The organism is Roseibium sp. MMSF_3544 (genome assembly GCF_030732845.1).
Taxonomy (GTDB): Bacteria; Pseudomonadota; Alphaproteobacteria; order Rhizobiales; family Stappiaceae; genus Roseibium.
The window spans coordinates 37,143-61,467 of record NZ_JASHKA010000011.1 but is presented as its reverse complement, the minus strand read 5'-3'; the positions used below and the strand labels follow the sequence as shown (position 1 = coordinate 61,467).

23 protein-coding genes are annotated in these 24,325 nt (G+C 57.7%); 17 read left to right on the top strand and 6 right to left on the bottom strand.

Features of this window, described 5'->3' with window-relative positions; genetic code table 11:
• Positions 1-28: 28 nt before the first annotated feature.
• The 3 genes from RBB47_RS16910 to RBB47_RS16900 all read right to left on the bottom strand — a co-directional run bounded on the left by RBB47_RS16910 (position 29) and on the right by RBB47_RS16900 (position 2,437).
• The gene (locus RBB47_RS16910) at positions 29-952 is read right to left on the bottom strand and encodes a class I SAM-dependent methyltransferase (protein ID WP_305987032.1); all 924 of its coding nucleotides are present in this window, start codon (positions 950-952) and stop codon (positions 29-31) included.
• Positions 953-1,151: 199 nt separating this feature from the next.
• Positions 1,152-1,706: a cupin domain-containing protein gene (locus RBB47_RS16905; protein ID WP_305987031.1), complete on the bottom strand. Its 555-nt coding sequence runs from the start codon at positions 1,704-1,706 to the stop codon at positions 1,152-1,154.
• A gap of 26 nt (positions 1,707-1,732) precedes the next feature.
• Complete coding sequence (locus RBB47_RS16900) at positions 1,733-2,437, bottom strand: metal-dependent hydrolase (RefSeq protein WP_305987030.1); 705 nt, start codon at positions 2,435-2,437, stop codon at positions 1,733-1,735.
• Between the two features lie 144 nt (positions 2,438-2,581).
• Here RBB47_RS16900 and ruvX point away from each other — a divergent pair, with 144 nt between their 5' ends.
• From ruvX to dprA, 7 genes are all read left to right on the top strand, one after another.
• Positions 2,582-3,064: a Holliday junction resolvase RuvX gene (gene ruvX / locus RBB47_RS16895; RefSeq protein WP_305987029.1), complete on the top strand. Its 483-nt coding sequence runs from the start codon at positions 2,582-2,584 to the stop codon at positions 3,062-3,064.
• 107 nt (positions 3,065-3,171) lie between these two features.
• On the top strand, positions 3,172-4,098 hold the full coding sequence (locus tag RBB47_RS16890; protein WP_305987028.1) for an AEC family transporter: 927 nt from the start codon (positions 3,172-3,174) through the stop codon (positions 4,096-4,098).
• Between the two features lie 118 nt (positions 4,099-4,216).
• A complete protein-coding gene (locus tag RBB47_RS16885) occupies positions 4,217-5,173 on the top strand; it encodes an aspartate carbamoyltransferase catalytic subunit (protein WP_371932805.1) in 957 nt (318 codons plus the stop codon).
• Positions 5,174-5,185: 12 nt separating this feature from the next.
• Positions 5,186-6,487, top strand: a complete 1,302-nt coding sequence (locus tag RBB47_RS16880) for a dihydroorotase (protein WP_305987026.1) — start codon at positions 5,186-5,188, stop codon at positions 6,485-6,487.
• A 131-nt stretch (positions 6,488-6,618) separates the two neighbouring features.
• Entirely contained in the window at positions 6,619-7,398 is a 780-nt protein-coding gene (locus tag RBB47_RS16875) for a DUF3108 domain-containing protein (RefSeq protein WP_305987025.1), read from the top strand.
• Between the two features lie 151 nt (positions 7,399-7,549).
• Complete coding sequence (plsY, locus tag RBB47_RS16870; RefSeq protein WP_305987024.1) at positions 7,550-8,215, top strand: glycerol-3-phosphate 1-O-acyltransferase PlsY; 666 nt, start codon at positions 7,550-7,552, stop codon at positions 8,213-8,215.
• Complete coding sequence (gene dprA / locus RBB47_RS16865; RefSeq protein ID WP_305987023.1) at positions 8,212-9,357, top strand: DNA-processing protein DprA; 1,146 nt, start codon at positions 8,212-8,214, stop codon at positions 9,355-9,357. The genes plsY and dprA overlap by 4 nt, the downstream gene beginning before the upstream one ends.
• 47 nt (positions 9,358-9,404) lie before the next feature.
• Here dprA and RBB47_RS16860 read toward each other — a convergent pair whose 3' ends face one another.
• Positions 9,405-11,465 (bottom strand): methyl-accepting chemotaxis protein, encoded by a 2,061-nt coding sequence (locus RBB47_RS16860; protein WP_305987022.1) that lies wholly within the window; start codon positions 11,463-11,465, stop codon positions 9,405-9,407.
• A 459-nt stretch (positions 11,466-11,924) separates the two neighbouring features.
• On the opposite strand from RBB47_RS16860, the gene topA reads away from it, so the two are divergent.
• From topA to rpmG, 5 genes are all read left to right on the top strand, one after another.
• Positions 11,925-14,618 (top strand): type I DNA topoisomerase, encoded by a 2,694-nt coding sequence (gene topA, locus RBB47_RS16855; RefSeq protein WP_305987021.1) that lies wholly within the window; start codon positions 11,925-11,927, stop codon positions 14,616-14,618.
• 62 nt (positions 14,619-14,680) lie between these two features.
• Positions 14,681-16,933: a ribonuclease R gene (gene rnr, locus RBB47_RS16850; protein WP_305987192.1), complete on the top strand. Its 2,253-nt coding sequence runs from the start codon at positions 14,681-14,683 to the stop codon at positions 16,931-16,933.
• On the top strand, positions 16,930-17,400 hold the full coding sequence (locus RBB47_RS16845; protein ID WP_305987020.1) for a DUF983 domain-containing protein: 471 nt from the start codon (positions 16,930-16,932) through the stop codon (positions 17,398-17,400). The genes rnr and RBB47_RS16845 overlap by 4 nt, the downstream gene beginning before the upstream one ends.
• Positions 17,397-18,143 (top strand): NUDIX hydrolase, encoded by a 747-nt coding sequence (locus tag RBB47_RS16840; protein WP_305987019.1) that lies wholly within the window; start codon positions 17,397-17,399, stop codon positions 18,141-18,143. The genes RBB47_RS16845 and RBB47_RS16840 overlap by 4 nt, the downstream gene beginning before the upstream one ends.
• Positions 18,144-18,332: 189 nt before the next feature.
• A complete protein-coding gene (gene rpmG, locus RBB47_RS16835; protein ID WP_131616129.1) occupies positions 18,333-18,500 on the top strand; it encodes a 50S ribosomal protein L33 in 168 nt (55 codons plus the stop codon).
• Between the two features lie 527 nt (positions 18,501-19,027).
• Here rpmG and RBB47_RS16830 read toward each other — a convergent pair.
• Positions 19,028-19,399, bottom strand: coding sequence for a response regulator (locus RBB47_RS16830; protein ID WP_305987018.1), 372 nt, complete (start codon positions 19,397-19,399; stop codon positions 19,028-19,030).
• 134 nt (positions 19,400-19,533) lie between these two features.
• Here RBB47_RS16830 and RBB47_RS16825 point away from each other — a divergent pair, with 134 nt between their 5' ends.
• From RBB47_RS16825 to RBB47_RS16815, 3 genes are read left to right on the top strand one after another with little or no spacing between them, the layout of a single operon-like run.
• Complete coding sequence (locus RBB47_RS16825) at positions 19,534-19,833, top strand: DUF3572 domain-containing protein (RefSeq protein WP_305987017.1); 300 nt, start codon at positions 19,534-19,536, stop codon at positions 19,831-19,833.
• A complete protein-coding gene (locus tag RBB47_RS16820) occupies positions 19,826-20,488 on the top strand; it encodes a hypothetical protein (RefSeq protein ID WP_305987016.1) in 663 nt (220 codons plus the stop codon). Before RBB47_RS16825 ends, RBB47_RS16820 begins: the two co-directional genes overlap by 8 nt.
• 44 nt (positions 20,489-20,532) lie before the next feature.
• Positions 20,533-21,840 (top strand): DNA polymerase IV, encoded by a 1,308-nt coding sequence (locus RBB47_RS16815; protein WP_305987191.1) that lies wholly within the window; start codon positions 20,533-20,535, stop codon positions 21,838-21,840.
• A 9-nt stretch (positions 21,841-21,849) separates the two neighbouring features.
• Here RBB47_RS16815 and RBB47_RS16810 read toward each other — a convergent pair whose 3' ends face one another.
• The gene (locus RBB47_RS16810; protein WP_305987015.1) at positions 21,850-22,725 is read right to left on the bottom strand and encodes a cell envelope integrity EipB family protein; all 876 of its coding nucleotides are present in this window, start codon (positions 22,723-22,725) and stop codon (positions 21,850-21,852) included.
• A gap of 278 nt (positions 22,726-23,003) precedes the next feature.
• On the opposite strand from RBB47_RS16810, the gene RBB47_RS16805 reads away from it, so the two are divergent.
• Both RBB47_RS16805 and RBB47_RS16800 read left to right on the top strand, forming a co-directional pair.
• Complete coding sequence (locus tag RBB47_RS16805) at positions 23,004-23,468, top strand: RidA family protein (protein ID WP_305987014.1); 465 nt, start codon at positions 23,004-23,006, stop codon at positions 23,466-23,468.
• Positions 23,469-23,517: 49 nt separating this feature from the next.
• Positions 23,518-24,294: a glycerophosphodiester phosphodiesterase family protein gene (locus RBB47_RS16800; RefSeq protein ID WP_305987013.1), complete on the top strand. Its 777-nt coding sequence runs from the start codon at positions 23,518-23,520 to the stop codon at positions 24,292-24,294.
• Positions 24,295-24,325 lie beyond the last annotated feature (31 nt).

Genomic DNA, 24,325 nt, shown 5'->3' with positions numbered 1-24,325 from the left:
GCATTGTCGAGATCAGTTGATCCTGACACTAGTAGCTGCCGTTAAAAACGATACGCGAATGCGCCGGTCCAAGCTTGTGGAGCGTGACGTAGTCCTGCGTTTGCACCAATGGCCGTTTCGGGAGCCAGAAATGTTCGATGATGAATTCCGTGATCTCGATCCGCTGTTCCAGCGTGTAATCGTGCCGGTGGGGATAAAGCAGGATCATCCAGATGACGGACATGAAGAGATCGAAGTCATCAACCCAGAACTGAACCTTGCGCATTTCCGAGACGATCTCGCAATTCTTCAAGGCCGCATCAAAACTCAGCTCATGCCTGAGACCGAGCAGATCCTGATCCGTGGACGATCCAAAGAATTTCCGTGCGAAGCGATTGTAGAGCCATGTCGTTGTGAAGGGGGCCGTTTCGCGGGCGGACATCATGACCATGTGCATCGCGCCATCCGGCGCCAGCACGGCGTCGTAGAGGCTCTTGATCAATCTGGGCCAGTCCTCAGCATTTGAATAGTAAAGGCTGTGGTGCAGCGTGATCAGGTCCTGTCGTTGTCCATCCAGGATCGTCTCAAGGGAATGACGCGCGGAGGTGGGGTTCTGGAAGTCCTGATTGAAATCACCTTGGACAAGATGAACGTTTTCAAGCCTTTGCCGCGACTGGCGTTCCTGCAGGGTCGCCAACGCAGCCCCGTCGATGTCGTAAAGCCAAAGGCCGCGCTCGAATGCAGCCTGAAGTATTCGAAACTGCGGTTCATTTCCTGAACCGATGGACAGTGCGGAAAGTGACCGGTCCTCCGGTACCCGGCTGTGTATCGCCCGGATCGTTTGCATAAGGCTTGCGGCAACATCTGGCTTTTCGTTCGCGTAGCGCGCCCAGATCTTGTTCTGCTCGAATATATTGAGCTCTGCGGCTCTCAAACCGCGTTCGATGAGAGTGTCCGACTTTACCAGATGCACGAGCTGATCCTCCAAACCTAACTGGCCGGACCAAATCAACTTCCTTCCGCCGGCGCCTTGCTGGACAAATAAGCGCGGGCGAAAGCAATACCCGTGAAACTTTGTTCATGTAGGGCTGAATTACATTATATTTCTGTCATGTAGGCGTTCGCCGGTGTTCCAGGATCAGGTTTCACAAAGACCTTTACCCTGACGAGCTCTATTCGATCTTCGGCTGATCTGAACCGGGTGGATCCTCGGCGACAACAGCTTCAGATCCGTCGCCGAGCAGAAACACCGCAAGAATGCGGGCTGGTCCCTCGCCTGTGTTCTCGCCTCGGTGCGTTACGCTCATGGCCTCCAGCAACCCGTCACCCTGACGAAGCAGTTTCTTGCCGATGCCTTCGTAGGTGACGGTTATCTCCCCTTCCAGAATATAGGCAAACAGCGGCGCATCATGCGTATGCCACTGAGTGACTTCGCCAGGATCCATCGTGATCTCAAGCGCTCTTACCGAGGGATTGTTCTGCGGGAAGGAAAGCTTTTCCCCTGCCACCGTGACATCGCTTTCAAAAACCTTACGCACCTTGTCGTAGGACGGTTGCGAGGTATCGGCGCGCGTAGTTGCATCACCCGACTGTGTGTCGGGTTTGGCAATCGGTTGCGTCGGTGCCGGTTTTTCGTTTGGCGTGATCGATTTGTCCGCAGCAAGCGCGGGCGCAGCGAGCAAAGAAGCGGCGACAAGCACGCCGGACAGAGTTTTCCAGGGTCTCATTTTCTTCCCGCAGGTTTCGATCACGTTCAAATCTCCGTACTGGAGCCAGGCGCCATCGACCTTACTTTGTCCGCCCCCGCACCAAGGGCTGTCGTAAACGCATCGGGGGTCTGATCAATGATCGGGAATGTTCCGAAGTGGCAGGGAATAATCGCATCGAAGTCGAAGAAGCGATCACATGCCATCGCCGCGACCCTGCCCCCCATTGTGAAGCGGTCGCCGATGGGAACGATGCCGACTTTCGGCCGGTAAATCTCGTTGATGAGTGCCATATCGGAGAATATGTCGGTGTCACCCATATGATAGACGACCTTCTTCCCCGGGACTTCGATGATGACACCGTGCGGGTTGCCAAGGTAGATCGCCTCACCGTCTCCCTGTTTCGAAGACGAATGTTCCGCCTTTGTCAGTGCGACCTTGAACGGGCCGGTATCAACCATGCCACCCGTATTCATCGGGCTAAAATTCTCAACGCCCTGACGATTGGCCCACATGCAGATCTCGAAGTTGGAAATCAGCTGAGCGCCGGTCTTTTTCAGGATGTCGATGCTGTCTCCGACATGATCGTCATGCCCGTGAGTCAGGATCAAATGGGTGACGCCATCGGCGACCTGATCGACGCTCAGGTCTTCCGGAAACGATGGGTTCCCGGTCAGGAAAGGGTCGACAAGGATGTTTGCTTCACCGGCTTCGATCTTGAATGCCGCATGCCCGTACCAGGTGATTTTCATAGGCATCTCCCGATTCAATTGAACGTCTCTTTTTTGAAGCATAGGCCGCCAACTGAAAACCGCAAGAACGCAGTCGAAGCAACCAGGCCTTGCATTCGCGTGTCCATGCTGGCCTTTTCGCAAATGCCCTGCTAAAGCCCCGGCATGGCAAATGATCCCGCTCTCTCTCTGGAAGATTTTCTCACCGCGTTGCCGGCAAATACCCGCCTGATCGGTCTCGACCTTGGCACCAAGACGATCGGTCTCGCACTGTCCGATCTCGGTCGTGGCATTGCGTCCCCCATGGAGACCATCAGGCGCAAGAAATTCACGACGGACGCCGAGCAGCTGTTGAAGCTTTGCACCGAACATGAAGTTGGCGGCATCGTTCTCGGTTTGCCTCTCAACATGGACGGCAGCGAAGGTCCGCGCGCGCAGGCAACACGTGCCTTTGCGCGCAATCTGTCCCAGAAAACCGACCTTCCGATCACCCATTGGGATGAACGCCTATCCACCGCCGCCGTCACGCGTACCCTGCTTGAGGCCGATTCCAGCCGTGCAAAACGGGCCGATGTCGTCGACAAGATGGCGGCAGCCTACATCTTGCAGGGCTTTCTGGACCGGCTCGGGTTTATGGGACTAGACTGAGCATGCGCTTCATCCCGATATTGTCCTGCCGCCAGATCGACTTCATTTGTGGGCCCTTACCCTAGCCACGAGACGTTTGGACTTCCCCAAACGCGAGAGCTCTCTTCATGTTTGTGACATTTGCTGCCCTGATGCCCGTGATCCTCGTCATCGCGTCCGGCTACCTGATCGCGAGAACCGGCGCGATCTCCGGGGAACAATGGCGCGGCGTTGAGAACCTGGCCTATTTCGTCCTGTTTCCGGCAGTCCTTTTTGAAACCATTTCAAAGGCCGATTTTGCGGCCTTTCCAACCTTCAACATGGGCGGCGCGCTGCTGGCCTCCATCTTTACAATGGCCGCGCTCCTTCTGGGTGCCCGCACTGCGATTGAGCGTACCTTCGGTATTCCGGCTGTCAGGTTCACGTCGATCTTTCAAGGCACGCTTCGCTGGAATGCGATGATTGCTCTTGCGATCGCGGACAATATTGCAGGCGAGACCGGACTGGCGCTGCTCGCCGTTGCCATGGTGTTCATGATCCCGGTCGTGAACGTACTGAGTATCCTCGTCCTGTCGCGCTATGCCAGCGGGGCAGCGCCAAGTGGCGCAAAGGTGCTCAAGGACCTGTTCACCAACCCCTTCATCCTTTCCATTGTTGCCGGCGTGCTGTTCAATCTCAGCGGCCTGACACTCCCAGGTGTTTTTGCAGACACGCTTGAGATTTTTGCGCGTGCCTCGCTGCCGATCGGAATTATCTGCGTTGGCGCAGGCCTGAACCTGAGCGCCCTTCGCCGGCCCGGGCCCGCTCTCACCATGGGCACGTTTTTGAGGCCATTGCTCATGCCTGTGCTCGCATTTGGGTTTGCGTCCCTTTTTGGCGTGGACGGCCCGGCATTCATGGCCATGATCGTCGCCAGCGCAGTCCCGTGCGCCAGCAATTCCTTTCTTCTTGCCAAGCAAATGGGCGGAGATGCAAAACTGATGGCGGAAATCATCACCTTGCAGACACTCGCTGCAACCGTGACTGTGCCCCTGGCGCTGCTCATTTTCACCTGACTTTCGCGTGCGGGGCCCGGAGCCGTGCTCTGCGTCATCCGGTGTGCATGTGGACAGCGGGCATGAGGTGAATTGTGTCTTGTGCACATCCCCGATTCGCCCTATAGGGATGGTCTCGATGACCGCGACAGATACCCATCGAGACAGCCCCTATCCCCATCGTCATTTGCTGGGCATTGAGGGCCTTCACCCCCACGAAATTCTGGGCCTTTTGGATCGTGCAGAGGAAGCTGTCGAGGTTTCCCGGCAAGTGCACAAGCGCAAGCAGGTCCTGGAAGGCCGAACCCAGATCAATCTGTTTTTCGAAAACTCGACGCGCACGCAGAGCTCGTTCGAGCTGGCCGGCAAACGGTTGGGAGCGGACGTCATGAACATGGCGGTGTCCCAATCATCGGTGAAGAAGGGCGAAACGCTGATCGATACGGCTGCAACGCTCAACGCTATGCATCCGGATCTTCTTGTCGTGCGACACCATGCAGCCGGCGCAGTTCACCTGCTCGCGCGCAAAGTCGGTTGCTCCGTTGTCAATGCCGGTGACGGCCCGCATGAGCACCCGACACAGGCGCTGCTCGACGCGCTCACCATCCGCCGGCACAAGGGTAAGATCGCCCGTCTGACAGTCGCCATATGTGGTGACATCGCGCATTCTCGAGTTGCCCGCTCAAACATCATTCTCCTGAATGCGCTCGGTGCGCGCGTGCGCGTCGTCGCGCCGACCACGCTGCTGCCGTCGGGAATTGCAAAGATGGGTGTCGAGGTCTTCAACGACATGCACGAGGGCCTGAAAGGCGCGGACATTATCATGATGCTGCGCCTCCAGCGCGAACGCATGAACGGTGCCTTCGTGCCCTCGGTGCGGGAATACTACCGCTACTACGGCCTTGATGCGGAAAAGCTGGCCTTTGCACGCGACGACGCCCTTGTCATGCATCCCGGACCGATGAACCGGGGGGTGGAGATCGATGCCTCCATTGCCGATGGGGCGCAAAGCCTGATCCGGGAGCAGGTCGAAATGGGGGTTGCCGTGCGCATGGCTGTCCTGGAAGCGCTCGCCGCCAATTTGCCGAACCACTAGAGGAACAAGATCGTGGCACTCGATACCCCCAGACCTCTGGTTCTCTCAAATGCCAGGGTGATCGACCCGGCCCGCGACCTCGACGCGCCCGGATCGATCATCATCGCCGACCGCACCATCCTGGCTGCGGGGCCGGAAGCCGCAAACCAGGGGGCGCCCTACGGCGCAGAAATCGTCGACTGCAAGGGGGCGATCGCCTGTCCGGGCCTGATTGACATGTGCGTTTCTGTCGGCGAGCCGGGCGCAGAGCACCGCGAAACACTTGCCAGCGCGTCTCAGGCCGCAGCGGCTGGCGGCGTGACCACAATCTGCACCATGCCGGACACCGATCCGGTTATCGACGACCCAGCCCTGGTTGACTTCATCCTGCGGCGCGCCCGCGACACTGCCATTGTCAACGTTCATCCGCTGGCCGCCCTAACCAAGGGGTTGGAAGGCAACGAGATGTCCGAGATCGGCCTCTTGAAAGAAGCCGGAGCCGTCGCTTTCACCAACGGGCACAAGTCCGTCAAGAATGCGCAGGTCATGCGCCGTATGATGACGTATGCGCGCGACTTCGATGCGCTCGTGATCCATCACACCGAGGATCCGGACCTTGCAGGCGGCGTCATGAATGCCGGCCTCAACGCAAGCTGGAAGGGTCTCTCCGGCGTCCCGCGCGAGGCCGAGATCATCATGCTGGAACGCGACCTTCGCCTCGTCGGCATGTCGAAGGGTAAGTACCACGCGAACCTGATCTCGACGTCCGAAAGCGCGGACGTGGTTCGCACCGGAAAGAAGCGCGGTCTCGACATCACGGCCGGCGTCTCAATCAATCACCTCACCCACAACGAAAACGACATCGGTGCCTATCGCACCTTCTTCAAGATGTCGCCGCCGTTGCGTGACGAAGATGACAGGCAAGCGATGATTGCAGCGGTCGCGAACGGTACCATCGATATCATTTGCTCGAACCATGATCCGCAGGACGTGGAAACAAAGCGGCACCCCTGGGCGGAGGCCGAGGACGGCGCAATTGGTCTTGAAACCCTGCTCGCGGCTGCGCTCAGGCTTTATCATTCAGAACAGGTCGACCTGATCACGCTTCTGGCGACCATGACGAACAGACCCGCCGACAGGCTGGGGCTGGAAACAGGACGTCTAACCAAGGGTGCGCCTGCCGACATCACCGTGTTTGATCCCGAACGGCCCTGGGTTCTGGAAAAAAGCACAATTCGCTCGCGCTCGAAGAACTCCCCTTTCGAAGATGCGCGTTTTTCCGGCCGCGTCATGCGAACAGTCGTCGCCGGCAAAACCGTCTACGCCTACTCCTGACGCGACCACCGCTCAGGTGAACAGACCATTCAGATTGCGTTCAGGTGAAATGGTGTTCGGTTGAGACATCTCGATCGCGCCAAAATTTGAGTGGACACTGGCGCGACGTCCTTAACTGAATGGTTTAGCCAATGCGTCTTGTCAGTCTCGTTTTCGGTGTCGTGGCCCTGTCCGTGACACCCGCCTCATCTGCCGATCTTTACATGAAATACAAGCTCTTTGCGGTCGGGCTGCCGATCGGCTCAGGTGTCGTGAATGTCGATATCAACGACAATGGCTATTCCATCGAGGCAAGTGGCGGGACATCAGCTTTCGGCAAGCTCGTCTCCGACGGCAAGGGCTCCGTCAAGGTCCACGGCGGCGTGAACGGCGGCGGTCTTGCACCCAAGAGCTACGCGCTCGAGGTCAAGAGCGATGACGAGAACGGGACGGTGTCGATGAAGATGCGCAAAGGCAAAATCGACAAGGTTGCCGTCAATCCGCCCCAAGACCGCATGAACCAACGCATCAAGGTGACACCCGAACATCTGAAGAACGTGCTCGACCCGCTGACCGCTGCCGTCTTCCCGGCGCCCAAGGGACTTTCGCCCGAGAGCTGCAACCGGACACTGGAGCTTTACGACGGCAAGGAGCGCTACAACGTTCACCTGAGCTACAAGTCGCGGCGGAAGGCAAAGACTTCCGACGGGCGTTTCAACGGCGACGTGCTGGTCTGCCGGGCTCGTTACGAGCCGATTGCCGGGCACCGGCCAAAGCGCAAGACCATCCAGGAACTCGCCAAGAACAAATCAATGGAGATCTGGCTCGCCCCTGTCGGCGACAAGCCCTACCTCGTGCCGCTCAGAGCGAGCATGAACGCGCCCTTCGGTCCGTTGGTGGTTCAGGCGGAAAAATACAAACTCAAGGGCTGATTTCACCTCCCCATCCCTTGTTCCCTGCCGGTGAAAGCAAGCCAGGGATCTGAAATTCCGTATTTTTCACAAGCCCCGGACTTGATCCGGGGAACCATGCAGTTACATTGCCGAAACGTTCCGTGTCCGCGCGTCAGGGGAGACAATCCGCGTGCCTGATCCCATCAGCTGGGAATTCGCCTGGCCCTATTATCTGGGCGCCCTTTTGTTCGGCTACTTGCTCGGATCGATCCCGTTCGGACTGGTTTTCACACGCATGGCCGGACTTGGCGATATCCGCAATATCGGTTCGGGAAACATTGGCACCACGAATGTCCTGCGCACGGGCAGAAAGTCGCTTGCAGCCGCCACGCTTCTCGGAGACGGCCTGAAAGGCACAGCTGCGGTGCTGATCGTGAGCGCTCTTTATGGGCAGGAAATGGCGCTTGTTGCGGGATTCGGCGCCTTTCTTGGACATCTCTTTCCGGTTTGGCTGAAGTTCAAGGGTGGCAAGGGCGTCGCCACCTATATCGGCATCATGCTCGGACTGTTCTGGCCGATGGGACTGCTCTTTATCGCCATATGGATCGGCATGGCACTGATCTTCCGTTACTCGTCCCTCTCCGCACTCACGGCAAGCCTTGCCACGCCAGTCCTGCTCTATTTTGTCTTCAGCCGGGTTCAACTTGCGGAAATGGCCCTGCTGATGACGGTGCTGCTCTGGGCCAAGCACCATGAGAACATCGGGCGGCTGCTGCGCGGCGCGGAAAGCAAAATCGGTGCAAAGTCGACTGCAGCGCCAGAACCAGAACCTGATGCCGGCAGCGGAGGCTCATGAGCGGCGTCAGCTCCTATAAAGCGTTCAGCCTCACCGAGGATCAGCGACTTGCGTGGCTGCGTTTAATAAGATCGGAAAACATCGGCCCAGCTCTTTTCCGCGATCTTTTGAACCACGCCGGTTCTGCCGAACGGGCTCTGGAGATGCTGCCCGAACTCTCCAAACGGGGCGGCAAGAAAAGCTACCGCCTGTGTCCGGTTGAAGATGCTGTGGCAGAACTCGAGGCGCACAAGCGGTTTGGTGCGAGACTTGTCGCTCTGGGAGAAGCCCACTATCCGCCACACCTGAAACACATTGACGGCCCGCCGCCATTGCTGTCGGTGAAAGGTGGCGAGGTCCCGGTGGCCAGCCGAATGGTCGCAATTGTCGGAGCGCGAAACGCATCGCTTTCGGGTCGCAAGCTGGCCGGAAACTTTGCGCGCGACCTTGGCGCTCATGGTTTTGCAATCGCATCCGGGCTCGCACGCGGGATTGACGCCGCCGCTCACGAAGCAGCCTTGCAGACAGGGACGCTGGCCGTCTTCGCCGGTGGTCTCAATGTGCTCTATCCTCCGGAACATGGACGCCTACTCGCTGCAATGCTCGACGCAGGCGGCGCCGCGATCAGCGAGATGCCGCTCGGGTGGAAGCCGCGCGGCAGGGACTTTCCGCGTCGCAACAGGCTGATATCCGGGGTTTCCCTCGCCGTGGTCGTGATTGAGGCTGCCAAGGCATCTGGTTCGCTCCACACTGCCCGCTTCGCCCTTGAGCAGAACCGGGACATATATGCGGTCCCGGGCTCACCGCTGGACCCGCGCTCGGAAGGTGCAAACGCCTTGATCAGGCAAGGTGCAACACTCGCGAGATCTGCGGACGATGTGCTTGAAGGACTTGCCGGCCGGGTCGAGCCGGATCTTCCGCTGTTTCGCGGCATTACGGAACCGCCGGGCGAACGGTCTGCTGCATCCCACGAACCGGATGACAGGCTGCGCAGCAAGATCGTCGAAGCGCTCGGTCCTGCGCCCGTGGAGCTTGACGAACTGATCCGGTTTGTCGAAGCGGACGCCCGCTCGGTCAACGTTATCCTGCTTGAGCTGGAACTCGCCGGACGGCTTGAACGTCATGCAGGACAGAAAGTGTCCCTGCTGATGGGGACGTCCTGACAGCAAGTGAGGCCGCCGACTGGCAGCCTCTCTGGGCTAGCGCCCGGTCAGGCGGCGCGCACCTCCCGGAGGAAGTTCGAGACCATTGAACTCAGAGTGTTGGCTTTTTCCGACAGGTCCTGCGCTGATCCGAGCATTTCATTGGCAGCGACACCGGTTCGATCGGCGCTTTCGTTCAGATCGGTGATCGTCGCGGTCACCTCATCCGTTCCGCTGGCAGCCTGGTTGATGCTCTGGGCAATCTCGTGTGTTGCGGCATTCTGCTGTTCGACGGCTTCTGCAATCGCCCTGGCGATCTCGGCCACGGTTTCGATCTCGGTCGCAATTTCCTCGATCGCCTTCATTGTGCCGTTGGTGTCCTGCTGAATGGCGTTGATCTGCGCGGCGATATCCTCGGTTGCTTTCGAGGTCTGGTTGGCGAGGCTTTTGACTTCCGAAGCGACCACGGCAAAGCCCTTGCCGGCTTCACCGGCACGTGCCGCTTCGATGGTGGCATTGAGCGCCAACAAGTTGGTCTGCTCCGCGATACCAGTGATCAGATTCAGAACTTCGCCGATATCGGCGACCTTGCCCGAAAGCTCCTGCATTCTTTCCCGGCTTTCCTTGGTCACGTTGAAGGCCTGAACAGTCTTGTTCGACTGCTCGTTGACCTGGCTGGTGATCTGCTGGATCGAGGCGCCGAGTTCTTCCGCAGCGGATGCGACGGTCTGAACGTTGTTGGAGGCCTGTTGCGCGGAGCCGGCAACGCCAGAGGCCTGGACGCGCGACTGTTCGGCCGTATCGGACAAGGAACCTGCGGTGTGCGTCATCTCCAGGGAAGACTGCGAAACGTCTTCAACGATCGCGCCAACGCCCTGTTCGAAGTCACGGGCGAGCGTCTCCATGGCTTCCGCTTTTTCCAGGCGCGCACGTTCGTCGGATTCCCGTGTGGTCTGTTGCAGGTTCTCCACTTCCAGCGCATTGGCCTTGAAGACATGCACTGCCTGGATCATGTCGCCGATTTCGTCGCTGCGGCGGGTTTCCTCGATTTCAACACTCAGGTCCCCTTGGGACAACCGGCCCATAACGCCATTGAGGGATTTAAGCGGACTGGTGACACCCCTGTTGACGAACAGAGAGATGCCGATACCGGTCGCAATCGACAAGGCAAGCAGCCCCCAAAGGACATTGCGCGATAGCGAAATGCTGCTTTGCAGATCGTCCAGTGCCTGCTGTTCGCTGGCAATCGCCTGATCGGCCAGAGCGTTAATCTCACTTTCAAGGACGGCAATGAGCTCCTGCTGCATCTGATCGATCGACGCAATCGCCTGCAGCTTGAGTTCAGGCTTGTACATATCGAAAATCTTGCGGCCGCCTTCGTCCAGAACCTTGTGAAGTTCTTCGACCTTGGCGAGCTGTTCCTGTTCCTTCTCATCGGTCTCGAGCATGCCGAACAGGCCCAGAAATCCCCCGAACGTTTTCGAATACTTGTCGAAATCGGCGGCCGCATTCACGTCGCCGCGCATATGGGCATTCAAAGAGGAAATCATGTCCCCGCCTTCGTCGACCATCTCAAGATAGTACTGGATGCTTGGCAGGCGCTCGTTGAGGACCTCGTCCAGATCAAGCGCGAAGGCAGCGCCGCTGATTTCCTGCGTTTTCAGGTTGTCCAGAATTTTTTCAAGTTCCAAGCCGGTTGCGCTCAGCTCGTTCGCAGCCATTTGCGCCGATCGTTCATTGGCAGGATCAAAGCGATCGAACACCTCGGTGATCGCACGGTCCCGATAAAGCAGGATGTTGCTGTCCAGAAGCTGAACACCGGCATCCTCGTCGCCCACGATCTGGCGGTATTCGCCGAGTTCGGCCTGAAACTCCTGAAATTTTTGTTCAAAAGTCGTTCGCTTGCCTTCCTCTCCGCTCACGAATTCAAGCACGCTCGAATTCATGGCGTTGAGGTTATCCAGCATGGAAAGTGTAAGGATTGCCGTCGGGACGGCCACTTCTTTGACCTGTGTGGCCTTTTCACTGACCGTGTTGTTGATAATCTGCACGCCAAGCGTGACGGTGCCGACTAGACCGAGTAAGCCCAAAAGTGGAATACCGATCTTTTTCCCGACGGTCAGTTTCATTATGCCCCTCCTATAGAAAGTGCAGGTTTTCCCCAGCAACGGACACAAATGCCCGCAAATCCCGCAAACAAACTCAGCCAGAATTCTTAAGAAATGCTGCCCATCAATCAGATCAGTTTGGTTTTACATGCGAGATATTTAAATATAAAATCTTAGGTTGTAACCAATTGTGTACCTTACACAGAAAAATACAAATGATTTTGGGTTATCATATTGCAACCACAGCCTTTTTGGCTGAACGCATTCAGACCTGACGTTTTTTGATTTTTGTTGTCTGAGACCTGCTTTCCGCCGAATCACAAAACCAAGGAGAGCGAACAAGCATCAGACGGTCACTTGACCCCAGACGCGCAAAGGTCCATTTGACAGGCGGCGCCCGATCCTTGATCGTCAGCGCACCTTATTTCTCCTTCTCCACCGGACGGGGGCTCCGTTTCCGGCAAAAAAATTTGGGTAAGAATGAACGTCGTCATTGTGGAATCGCCGGCGAAAGCCAAGACGATCAACAAATATCTTGGCTCCGATTACACCGTTCTGGCTTCATACGGTCACGTCCGTGATTTGCCTCCGAAGGACGGCTCGGTTCAGCCTGACGACAATTTTGCCATGAGCTGGCAGGTAGACAGCAAATCCCAAAAGCGTCTCAGCGAAATCGCGAGCGCGGTAAAGGATGCTGACCGCCTTATCCTGGCAACTGACCCTGACCGTGAAGGGGAAGCGATTTCGTGGCACGTTTTGGAAGTGCTTCAAAAGAAGCGCGTGCTGAAGGACAAGCAGGTTGAGCGCGTCGTCTTCAACGCGATCACCAAGAAAGCCATTCTCGAGGCGATGGACAATCCGCGGCAGCTCGACGCGCCCCTCGTCGACGCCTATCTCGCACGCCGCGCCCTCGACTATCTTGTAGGCTTCACCCTGTCGCCGGTGCTCTGGCGGAAGCTTCCCGGGGCACGTTCAGCCGGCCGCGTCCAGTCCGTCGCGCTGCGGCTGATCTGTGACCGCGAAATGGAAATCGAAACCTTCTGCGCACAGGAATACTGGTCGATTTTCGCGAATATGAAGACCCCCGCGGGCGATATGTTCCAGGCGGGTGTCACCGGGTTCGACGGCAAGAAAATCGGACGGCACGACATTGCCAACGAATCCGAAGCATCGACAATCAAGGCGATGCTCGAAAGCGCAAGTTTCCGCGTCGACAGCGTCGCTTCCAAACCCGCACGACGCAATCCGGCTGCCCCGTTCACAACGTCCACCCTGCAACAGGAAGCGTCCCGCAAACTCGGCTTTGCCGCTTCCCGGACGATGCAGGTTGCCCAAAAGCTCTACGAGGGCATTTCGATTGGCGGCGAAACCTCGGGCCTCATTACCTATATGCGTACCGATGGTGTACAGATCGCAGGTGAGGCTGTCGCCGCCGCCCGCAGCGTGATCGGGCAGGATTTCGGCGACAAATACGTGCCGGAAAAGCCGCGCCATTATTCCTCCAAGGCAAAGAACGCGCAGGAAGCCCACGAGGCGATCCGCCCGACCGACCTGTCCCGCCGTCCAAAGGACGTGGCACGCTTTCTCGATCCGGACCAGGCGAAGCTCTACGAGCTGATCTGGAAGCGGACCATGGCGTCGCAGATGGAATCCGCGGTTCTGGAACGCACGACAATCGAGATTCTCGCCAAGGGATCCGGCAAGAGCGCAAACCTGCGCGCGACCGGATCCGTCGTGCGTTTTGACGGCTTCCTTGCGCTCTACCAGGAAAGCAAGGACGACGAGGAAGACGAGAATTCGCGCCGCTTGCCGCCGGTCGAAAATGGAGCTGAACTGACGGCTGCTTCGGTTGACGGCAAGTCAGAAGCCATCGAGGCTACGCAGCACTTCACAACGCCGCCACCGCGATACACCGAAGCCAGTCTCGTGAAGAAAATGGAAGAGCTGGGTATCGGCCGCCCGTCCACCTACGCGTCCACTTTGCAGACACTGCGCGATCGCGATTACGTCGAACTGGACAAGAAACAGCTTGTCCCACAGGACAAGGGGCGCATCGTCACCGCGTTTCTGGAAAGCTTTTTCCACCGCTATGTGGAGTTCGATTTCACGGCAAGCCTTGAAGAACAGCTCGACAAGATTTCCGCCGGCGAATTGTCCTGGCTGGATGTCTTGCGCGATTTCTGGACGAATTTCTCAGGCGCTGTCGATGAAATCAAGGACCTTCGGGTTGCGGAAGTGATTGATGCGCTCAACGAGCTTCTTGGACCGCACATCTTTCCACCCAAGGAAGACGGCACCAATCCACGGCAATGCCCATCCTGCGACACCGGCCAGCTCTCGCTGAAAGTGAGCCGCTGGGGCGCCTTTATCGGCTGCTCCAACTACCCGGAATGCGGCTATACGCGACAGCTTGGCAAACCGAACGGCGAAGACGGTGAAGCCGACGAAGGTCCCAAGGTGCTCGGCGTCGACCCGGAATCGGGCCTGGATGTCTCCCTGCGCAACGGCCGCTTCGGACCTTATGTGCAGCTCGGCGAAGAAGCCAAACCCAAGCGGGCCTCGCTGCCCAAGGGCTGGTCGGCGCCGGACATGGACCTGGAAAAAGCACTGCAGCTGCTGTCGCTGCCGCGTGAAGTTGGCCTCCATCCGGAAGACGGCAAGATGATCACAGCTGGTATCGGCCGCTATGGTCCGTTTGTCCTGCACGAAGGAACCTACGCCAACCTGTCCTCGGCTGATGAGGTCTTTTCGGTCGGCATCAACCGCGCCGTGGATGCACTAGCTGAAAAGCGCGCCAAGGGCGGCGGCCGGCGCGGCGCTGCCGCGACACCGCTCAAAGAACTCGGCGAGCATCCGGAAGAAGGCGGTCCGGTCAATGTTTATGACGGTCGTTATGGTCCTTACGTTAAACACGGCAAGATCAACGCGACCTTGCCCAAGGATACCGACCCGAAGGCCGTTACCCTGGAGCAGGCTGTCGAACTGATTGCAGCAAAAGCTGCCAAAGGCGGTGGAAAAAAGAAAACCGCTGCAAAGAAGACGACAAAGAAAGCAAACGGAGGCGCGAAGTCCTCCGCCAAGAAAACGGCTGCCGAAAAGACGACGGGAAATACGACAGGCAAGGCCAAGGTAGATGCGTCGTCGGAAGAGGTGCCCTGGGATGACGCGACTTGAGCGCCAAACGGATTAACACCCGCAAACACACCAAACGCAAACACGCCAAAGTTCCAGGCGAGATGCCTTCCCGAGAAGACATTCTCGCCTTTGTCGCCGATAATCCTGGCCGGGCAGGAAAACGGGAAATTGCCAGACACTTCGGTATCATTGGCGGCGCTCGCATTCACCTGAAAAAGATGCTGAAGGACCTCTCCGAGGAGGGCCTGATCGAAAAGCGCAACAAGCGCATGATCCGGCCGGGAGACCTGCCACCCGTCTTTGTTGCCAACCTTGTCGGACGAGACCGCGACGGCGACCTTCTTGGCACCCCACTAGACTGGGACGACGAGGCAGGCGAACCACCAAGAATTCTGGTTCTGTCGGGCAAAACCAAATCAACGCAGCCCGGTGTCGGGGACAGAGCCCTGATCCGATTGACGGAAGCAGAAGCCGGACCTGAAGCTGACCACGTTGCTCGGGTGATGAAGGTTCTGGAAAAGAAGCAGGGCGCAATCCTCGGCATCTTCAGGAAACGGGACGGAGACCGACCGCCCTATCTGGAACCGATTGACCGCAAGCAGCGCGAACTGGATGTCGACCCGTCTGACCTGAAAGAAGCTGATGACGGCGACTTGGTCAGCGTTCAGGTAACGCGCTCCGGCCGCTATGGTCATCCACGCGCATCCATCGTTGAGCGTTTCGGCTCGATGAATTCGGAGAAGGCGATTTCCGAGATCGCCTTGCAGTCCCACGGTATCCCGCATGTTTTTCCGGCTGCTGTGGAAGCCCAGGCAGAGGCGGCGAAACCGGTCAAGACACTCGGCAAGCGCGAGGACTGGCGCCGGATCCCGCTGATCACGATCGATCCGCCGGATGCGAAAGACCATGACGATGCGGTCTTTGCCGAAGCTGACGACACTGCCGAGAACGAAGGCGGTCAGATTGTCTATGTGGCCATTGCCGATGTCGCGCACTACGTCACGCCCGGCTCTCCGATGGACCGGGAAGCCAATATCCGCGGCAATTCGGTCTATTTTCCCGACCGCGTGATCCCGATGCTGCCGGAACGCATTTCCAATGTGCTTTGCTCCTTGCGTGAGAAGGAAGACAAGCCGGCCTTGGCGGTGCGCATGGTTTTCGACAAGAACGGGCGCAAACTCACGCATACATTTCACCGCATTCTGATGCGCTCTGCTGCGAAGCTCTCCTATCAGCAGGCACAAAAGGCGATTGATGGCGTTCCGGACGACAAGAGCGAACCGCTGTTGGAGGGCATCCTCAATCCGCTCTGGGACGCCTATGCCGTCCTGAAAAAAGGCCGGGATGCCCGGGAACCGCTGGAACTCGACCTGCCGGAGCGCAAGATCAAGCTGAAGAAGGATGGAACCGTCGATCACGTCTTCGTGCCGGAGCGGCTGGATGCGCACAAGCTGATCGAGGAATTCATGATCCAGGCCAATGTTGCGGCCGCGGAGACACTGGAAAAGAAGAAGAGCCCCCTGCTCTACCGGGTTCACGACGCCTCTACACCGGAGAAGCTCGAGAACCTCAAAGACTTTCTCTCCACGCTCAACATGAAGCTGCCGTCGAGCGGTGGCCTGCGCCCTTCCGCGTTCAACGGTATTCTGGCGAAGGTGAAGGACACCCCGCAGGCACATCTTGTGAACGAGGTGGTTCTGCGCAGTCAGGCCCAGGCGGAATATACGCCGCAGAACATCGGCCACTTCGGTCTCAATCTGCGCCGGTATGCGCACTTCACCTCACCGATCCGGCGATATGCGGACCTGATCGTCCACCGGGGGCTCATTTCCGCTCTCGGTTTGGGGACCGACGGACTGCCAGAGGGAATTGAGAGCAAACTGGAAGCCATTGGGGCGGAAATCTCGGGGGCCGAGCGGCGCGCCATGCTGGCCGAACGCGACACGATCGACCGGTTGATCGCGTTGTGGATGAGCGACCGGATCGGTGCGACTTTCCAGGGACGTATCGCCGGCGTCGTGAAGTCTGGTCTGTTCATCCGGTTGCAGGACACCGGAGCAGATGGCTTTGTTCCGGCCTCGACCATCGGTCTCGACTATTACCGATATGACGAAGGGTCGCACGCGCTGGTAGGTGACAAAACCGGCGAGACTTACCAACTTGGCGATGAAGTGGAAGTCAGGCTGGTGGAAGCTGCACCGTTTGCCGGTGCACTGACATTCGAGTTGCTCAGTCACGGACGCATTGCAGGCAAGAAGATCCGCAAGGCGGCACCGAAAGCCAGACGTGGTCCGCCCAAGGGCGCCCGCACCAAGACCTCCAGCAAAAAACCGAGCCGAAGGAGGCCAAGGTGACGGTTCGATACGATTTGAACGACGAAGTGGAAATTCCGGACGGCCACGCGGAAAAACCACGCCGCCCGATCTTTCGTTCAATGATGCGCGGCGCCATGAACAGATGCATGCATTGCGGCCGCGGCAAGTTGTTCGACGGGTTTTTGACGACCCGGCACGCCTGTCCGGACTGCGGCGAGGAGTTTCACCACCATCGCGCAGACGACGCACCGCCCTATTTCACGATCACGATCGTCGGCCACATCATCATTCCAGCGCTGCTCATTGTGGAGGTCATGTGGCGCCCGGCCATCTGGATCCACATGTCGATCTGGCTTCCGCTGACCTTGCTGTTATCTTTGGCCTTGATGCGCCCCATCAAGGGGGCACTTGTTGGGCTGCAATGGGCGCTTTACATGCACGGGTTCGATCCCGATGCAGAAGATGATTTTCCGGTCGCTCCCGCGCCCTCTGAAAGGATTTCATGACCGGTTCCTTCGAAAAGCAACTGGCGAAAGACGAACGGGCCGGCGACTATCCCTACATCCGGCCGAAAGACGCCGCGACGCTGCTCATTCTGGATCGCAGCTCCAGCGGACATGTTCGGCTGTTGATGGGCCGGCGTCACATGCGGCACACTTTCATGCCCGGCAAGTTCGTTTTCCCCGGGGGGCGCGTCGATCCGGCTGACTCCCGCATCGCCAATGTTCTGCCCTATCACCCGGATGTGGAAGCCAAACTGTCCCATGGATTGAAGAACAGCAAGTCAGCTGCGCGGGTGCGTGCGCTCGCGCTTGCTGCCATCCGTGAGACCTATGAGGAAGCCGGTCTGTTCGTAGGCCGGAAGTGCGACGGGCAGCAAATGCGTCTCGGCACCGGCTTTGAAGCCTTCCAGGAGCGGGGTATCCAGCCGGATCTTGGAGGTTTGCGGCTGATCGCCAGGGCGATAACGCCTCCCCAGCGCCCACGGCGCTTCGATACACGTTTTCTGGCGGTTTGGGCCGGCGAAATCGCCGACCGGCTTCCGGAAGGAACCGGCCCTTCCGGCGAACTTGAGGACTGCGCCTGGCTGACTTTCGAGGAAGCCCGCGAGAAAGAATTGCCGCTGATCACCACGAAGATCCTGACCGATCTGGAAGAACGGCTGTCTGCAGATCCTGATCTTTCGCCCACAACTGATGTCCCGTATTATTTTTTCAGGAAAGGCAGTTTCGTCCGCAGTTCGATCTGAGGCACTTGAGCCACATCTTTGGTGTCGACGGTAAGTCAGCAATTTTCGTTCCGAAGCCAAGCAAGCGCTTGACTTTCGCGCTCCGATGAGTAGTTTGCGCGCTAATTTCAGACATTGGGGCAGACTCACCGCCAGCCAATCTGGCCATGAGAAATCTTTGCCCGACAACCGAGAACAGGATCCAAGGCCATGGCCAAGGCGACAACAATCAAAATCAAGCTTCAGTCCACGGCGGACACCGGTTTCTTCTATGTCACGAAGAAGAACTCCCGCACTATGACCGAAAAAATGGTCAAAAGAAAATACGACCCGATTGCCAAGAAGCACGTCGAGTTCAAAGAAGCCAAAATCAAGTAATTCCGGCCATCACCGGAACATCAAGAACCCGCCCTCACCGGCGGGTTTTTTGTTGATAAAATCGAAGCTGGAAACGGCGAAACGCCAGCCCGAACTATTCTCTGGCAGGAAGATCGAATTTTAAGGGTTAGTAGTGGTCGGCGGGAACACGGCATTCGAGGAGGCCACTCTTCGGCCGGTTCCCTGCCGACCTGCCCCACGGACCCAGGAGATGCGGCGGACCTGAGCACTCCGAGGGGAAACTTTTGCCAAACTCAGCGTTAGGACAATTGCCTTATCGTCAAAGTCACGATCAGGTAAAACCCTAACCTGCGGCCACACTACCGTATTGTAACCCAATTGCAATATTTTCTGCAAAATATGCACAGATACAATGGGATTTTAGTAAATCCGTAACCTTAACGTGAAGCTAGGTTGCCAGCGAAACGAACTACTCACGCACCGTAACGCGTCGCACAACATCTTTTGATTGTGTCAAAACTTGCCGTTTTCTTTGCCGTATAAAGATTTCGATGAAAGCGCAAGTGTCAGGCTTCGCCCAGATATACCCGGACAGTTTCAAGAAACTTTGCAACCGATATCGGCTTGGAAATGTAGGCTTCACATCCACCCTGGCGAATGCGTTCCTCATCGCCTTTCATGGCAAAGGCTGTGACGGCAATGACCGGAATTGCGGAGATCGTTTCGTCTTCCTTGATCCATTTGGTCACTTCCAGACCGGACACTTCGGGCAACTGTATGTCCATCAGGATCAGATCCGGATGATGCTCACGGGCGAGCTGCAGGGCCTCAATGCCGGTGCGGGTCTGAAGTGTATTGTAGCCGTGCGCTTCCAGCAGATCATGAAACAACTTCATGTTCAGCTCGTTGTCTTCCACGATCAACACGGTTTTTGCCATACAATCCGGCCCTTCGCCCGGCGCCCTGCCGGTCCTATTTTCTCGACCCAGTCTTTTGATGCGGTAGAACCCTGCCCCCACCCGCATTAGATTTGTTGTAACCCGGAATCGTTTCAGAAAGGCAAAAAAACACAATGAAAAATATACAGGGAAAGTCATTATCCGTTGAAGAAGCTCAAGGAATTGCCACTGAAGCGCTTCTTCAACTCAGCCGGGACCCTGAACAGATCGGCCGATTTCTTGCATTTTCTGGAATCGGACCGGATATGATTCGATCTGCTGCCAACGAACCCGGCTTCCTGGCGGGTGTGCTTGAATTCTACATGTCGGACGAGCCATTGCTGCTGGCTTTTTGTGAAAATTCCAGCATAAGGCCGACCATGATCGCCGCCGCCCGCTATGTCCTTGGAGGGGGCCAGGAAGACCATGTCTGAACCGACTCCCGTCCTGCCGGACGTGCTTGCACAGATCCAGGCGCTGCCGTCCTCAACCAGACGACTGATTGTCTGCGATGTCGATGAGGTGATCCTTCATCTGATCAAGCACCTGGAAGACTACCTGCACGAACGCGACCTTGCCTTTTTGAGCCACCAATACCGCTTCACGGGCAATATCGGCCAGCGCAAGGACCGGACCGCGTTGACTTCCGATGAAGTCCGGCGGCACCTGTTGACGTTTTTCGATGAGGTTAGTCACAGGCAGGACATGGTGCACGGCGCAGACAAGGCGCTCGCAAAGCTTTCCGAGAACTGGGACATCGTTTTGCTGACTAATCTTCCGGGCGGGCACAACAAGCCCCTGCGCGAGAAGCTGCTGTCCGACATGGGCATCCCGTTTCCCGTTGTGACCAATTCCGGTGCAAAGGGCGGTGCCGTGGCGGCTCTTGCAGCGCAGCGCTCTGCTCCCGTTGTCTTTATCGATGACAGTCCGACCAACCACACGTCCGTACAGGCATCCCTGCCCTCGGCGGTCCAGATCCAGTTCATTGCAGACGCGAGGTTCAGGGCGAATGCTGAACAAGATGCTCACATCGACCTGCTGACAGGTGATTGGCAGGAGACGGCTGCCTTCATCAGGGCTATCTTTTGAAGCGAGAACTGAGCCAGGCCAGGTTCGAAGGATAGCGGCGCCTTATCGTGACTCAAAACCATCAAGGACCAAAAGCTTTATGCAGGGATTGTGGCGCCAGGCCGGAGGCCGGGTCCAGCCGCTGCCATTCCTGCGGCAGTCCGCGCCTTGTGTCGCATTCTGAGCTCGACGCGCTGGCGATCGCGCATATTGATTGCGATGCGTTTTATGCGTCCGTTGAAAAGCGGGATAATCCGGAACTGCAGGACGTTCCGGTCATTGTGGGGGGCGGTCAGCGCGGCGTCGTCTCAACCTGCTGCTACATCGCGCGCATCTACGGTGTGCGCTCGGCAATGCCGATGTTCAAGGCGCTTGAGGCCTGTCCGGACGCAGTAGTCATCAGACCGAACATGGAAAAGTACTCGAAGGTGGGGAAGGAAATCCGCGAACGGATGCGAGCGCTCACACCGCTTGTCGAGCCCCTTTCCATCGACGAAGCCTTTCTCGACCTGACCGGCACCGAACGGCTGCATCAGGCCACGCCTGCCGAAACGCTGGCGCGGTTTGTCAGAGGGCTTGAATCCGATATCGGCATTTCAGCCTCCGTCGGTCTCGCGCCAAACAAGTTTCTGGCAAAACTTGCTTCGGACCTTGAAAAACCAAGGGGGTTTTCCGTGATCGGTGCCGCGGAAGCAGAAGACGTGCTGGCCGCGATGCCCGTCGGACGCATCTGGGGCGTCGGCAAGGTGTTTCAAAAGAAGCTGGAAAAGGACGGTATCAAGACCATCGGCCAACTCCAGACGATGGATGCTGCGGATCTTGCGCGTCGTTACGGATCAATCGGCCTCAGGCTGGCAACGCTTTCCCACGGCGACGACAGCCGGACAGTCAAGCCTTCGCGCGGTGCGAAGAGCATTTCGACGGAAACCACGTTCCGAACGGACATCTCCAGCCTGGATACCCTTCGGCCAATCCTGCGGAACCTGTCGGAGAAAGTGTCCGCAAGACTGAAAAAGTCAGACCTCTCGGGGCGCGGTATCACGTTGAAATTGAAGACCGGCGACTTCAAGACCATTACCAGAGCGCGGCACCTGACCGATCCGACGCAACTTGCCGACAAGATTTACGCCGCAGGCGAAGCGCTGCTTGAAAACGAAGTGGATGGCCGCAGGTTCAGGCTTATCGGCATCGGTGTCAGTGATCTGGAGGCCGCCGACCGCGCCGACCCGGAGGATCTGCTCGACCAATCGGCAGAGCGCCGCAAGCATGCAGAGCTGGCCGTGGACAAGCTTCGCGACAAGTTTGGCAACGCCGCTGTAGAGCTTGGTCTCACGCATGTTGCCAGAACGGCGGAAAAACCCAGAAAGTCTTGAATTTTGGAACTACTGCTGTGAGCAGTTTCCCTCGTCATACACCTCGAGCGCAGCCATTTTTCCCTTGATGCTGAAATCGCCGTAATCCAGGTTCAGCCGCCCGCTGACACCGTTTTGAAAAAGCCAGAAGGACAACTGGTAGACCGGGGTCAGTTCGCCGGTCGCGTCCTCGGCGCCCGGATCGAAATAGGCGACCGTCACCGGCCAGTAGCTCAGACCTGCGAGCGAGGCTTCGGGACTGTCGGCGTCAGCCTTTATCGGACTTGCCGCCTTTGCGCCGATCACCGTTGTCGTGGAATAGACCTTTTCGCCAGTTTCAGCACCGTCATAAATATCAGCCGTGAGGAAGGACACCCCCTCCTCGGCGGCTTTGAGAACCGAGAGCAGGTGTTCCGTCGGGAAGAGGACCTCTCGGCCGATCTCAAGCGATTTTTCCGAAGGCTCCTTGAGTTCGACTGTCTTGGCGTCGGAGCCGACGCGCGCAGTTCCTCTCGTTTCTTCCACGAGCTCCTGATCCACATAGGTCTTGGACAGGAACTGGTAGCTCTCCGCTTGAGGCTCCTCGAAAGACGTCGTCTGCAGGTCGGTTACCTGCGATCCGCCATCCGTGTTCTGAAATCTTGTGACAAAACGGAAATTGACGCTGTAGCCGTCACAGGAATTTCCGGAAAACTCGTAGACCATCCGACCGCTCAGTCCGGCGATCCCGGCATTGTCATCCGATTCACCAAGCTTCATGTCATAGACTGCCCGGTGCGGAACCAGCTTGTGGCCGGCCTTGCTGCTGACTGTCGCGCCGGTCGCGGCCACCGGAAGCAGGCTGGCCGTTGCGATCATTGCAAAAAAGGAGCCGGCCAAAGACACGGACATCAGAACGCGCGACATGTGTTATTCCTCAATTCTCCTCCGGCCGGTCCTGCCGCCGGATCTCTTAGATTTCATTATGCGATTATCTGCACCTTTCGCTACCGCGAAAATGCAGAAGAACGATAAAACCCCAGATAGCATGCATTATCTCACACGACTGATCCCGGTGTGATGTTGCGAAATACAATTCGCTCACCTCGATTGATCGATTTTCCACCCGCTTTCGGATTTGGCCTTGTCAGCATTTTCAATTTGCGCCAAAGACACGGCGAATTCGCCCAACCCGGAGACCCCAAATGAGCACCATCGAAAACCGCCTCGCTGACCTTGGCATTTCCCTGCCTGAAGCTGCAGCGCCGGCCGCCAACTACGTTCCGTTCGTCAAAACCGGAAACCAACTCTTTGTTTCCGGGCAGCTTCCAATGGCAAGCGGCAAGATCGAGGTAACCGGCAAGCTCGGCGACACTGTTGGGCTGGACGAAGGCAAGGCGGCCGCCAAGGCTTGCGCAATCAACCTTCTGGCCCAGGCAAAGGCCGCCACGGGTGATCTCGACAAGGTAACGCGCCTTGTGAAAATTGTCGGCTTCGTCAACTCGACCGCGGACTTCACCGACCAGCCTCAAGTCATCAATGGGGCATCCGACTTCCTCGTTGACGTCATGGGCGATAAAGGACGCCACGCCCGCTCTGCAGTCAGCGCAGCCTCCCTTCCCTTCGGTGCCGCCGTTGAAATCGAAGCGATCTTCGAAATCGAGGCCTGATTTTCCAAAGACACCACGAGGCAACGCCCGGCGGGACGACAGCCAACACATGCAGACAGATCTTGAAACCATTTTCGCGCGGCCGATTGCGCACCGCGGGTATCATGATGCCGACAACGGCATGATGGAAAACACGCCGACGGCGATATCGCGGGCGATTGAAAAGAACTTCGCGATCGAGGTCGACCTGCAGGAAACGGCTGACGGCGAAGCGCTTGTTTTCCATGACTATACGCTGGACCGTCTGGCGGAAGGCACAGGCAGGGTTATCGACTTTCCGTCATCTGAACTGGTTCAAATTCATATGAAAACCGGTACGGACAGCCTCTGGCTGCTTCAGGACCTTCTTGATCTGGTCGATGGAAAGGTTCCGCTGGTCATCGAAATCAAGTCGCTGATGCGGCGCGACGCACAGGGGGATTTCGTGCGACGCGTCGTTGATCAGGTGTCGAGCTATCGCGGGCCTGCCTGTATCAAGACGTTCGATCCGGACATGCTCTCGCATGCAAGGCGCTTCAAGCCCTTAGTGCTGCGCGGGATTGTGGCGGATGGGGCAGAACCTGGCCCGGACTACACGCGCTATAGCCGTACCGACCGTTTTATCCTGCGCCATCTGCTTCACGTTCCGCGCACGCGGCCTCATTTCATATCCTATGGCGTGAAGGACCTTCCCAAAGCAGGTCCGAGCTTTTTCAGATCGGTGTTCAAACTGCCGCTCATGACCTGGACGGTGAAGACACGGGACCAGCGCGACATCGCTTCCCGGTACGCGGACCAAATCGTCTTTGAGGGTTTTGATCCCGATGCTGCCAACGGCAGGACTTGAGGCAACCGCGTTTTTCCAAAGTCACGCGAGC

Coding starts and splice junctions, on each gene's coding strand:
- RBB47_RS16900 (WP_305987030.1), bottom strand. CDS start 2,437: ATGAAAATCACCTGGTACGGGCATGCGGCATTCAAGATCGAAGCCGGT.
- RBB47_RS16825 (WP_305987017.1), top strand. CDS start 19,534: ATGAAAAATATACAGGGAAAGTCATTATCCGTTGAAGAAGCTCAAGGA.
- RBB47_RS16805 (WP_305987014.1), top strand. CDS start 23,004: ATGAGCACCATCGAAAACCGCCTCGCTGACCTTGGCATTTCCCTGCCT.
- RBB47_RS16875 (WP_305987025.1), top strand. CDS start 6,619: ATGCGTCTTGTCAGTCTCGTTTTCGGTGTCGTGGCCCTGTCCGTGACA.
- dprA (WP_305987023.1), top strand. CDS start 8,212: ATGAGCGGCGTCAGCTCCTATAAAGCGTTCAGCCTCACCGAGGATCAG.
- ruvX (WP_305987029.1), top strand. CDS start 2,582: ATGGCAAATGATCCCGCTCTCTCTCTGGAAGATTTTCTCACCGCGTTG.
- RBB47_RS16820 (WP_305987016.1), top strand. CDS start 19,826: ATGTCTGAACCGACTCCCGTCCTGCCGGACGTGCTTGCACAGATCCAG.
- topA (WP_305987021.1), top strand. CDS start 11,925: ATGAACGTCGTCATTGTGGAATCGCCGGCGAAAGCCAAGACGATCAAC.
- RBB47_RS16860 (WP_305987022.1), bottom strand. CDS start 11,465: ATGAAACTGACCGTCGGGAAAAAGATCGGTATTCCACTTTTGGGCTTA.
- RBB47_RS16840 (WP_305987019.1), top strand. CDS start 17,397: ATGACCGGTTCCTTCGAAAAGCAACTGGCGAAAGACGAACGGGCCGGC.
- RBB47_RS16830 (WP_305987018.1), bottom strand. CDS start 19,399: ATGGCAAAAACCGTGTTGATCGTGGAAGACAACGAGCTGAACATGAAG.
- RBB47_RS16905 (WP_305987031.1), bottom strand. CDS start 1,706: ATGAGACCCTGGAAAACTCTGTCCGGCGTGCTTGTCGCCGCTTCTTTG.
- RBB47_RS16810 (WP_305987015.1), bottom strand. CDS start 22,725: ATGTCGCGCGTTCTGATGTCCGTGTCTTTGGCCGGCTCCTTTTTTGCA.
- RBB47_RS16890 (WP_305987028.1), top strand. CDS start 3,172: ATGTTTGTGACATTTGCTGCCCTGATGCCCGTGATCCTCGTCATCGCG.
- RBB47_RS16885 (WP_371932805.1), top strand. CDS start 4,217: ATGACCGCGACAGATACCCATCGAGACAGCCCCTATCCCCATCGTCAT.
- RBB47_RS16800 (WP_305987013.1), top strand. CDS start 23,518: ATGCAGACAGATCTTGAAACCATTTTCGCGCGGCCGATTGCGCACCGC.
- rnr (WP_305987192.1), top strand. CDS start 14,681: ATGCCTTCCCGAGAAGACATTCTCGCCTTTGTCGCCGATAATCCTGGC.
- rpmG (WP_131616129.1), top strand. CDS start 18,333: ATGGCCAAGGCGACAACAATCAAAATCAAGCTTCAGTCCACGGCGGAC.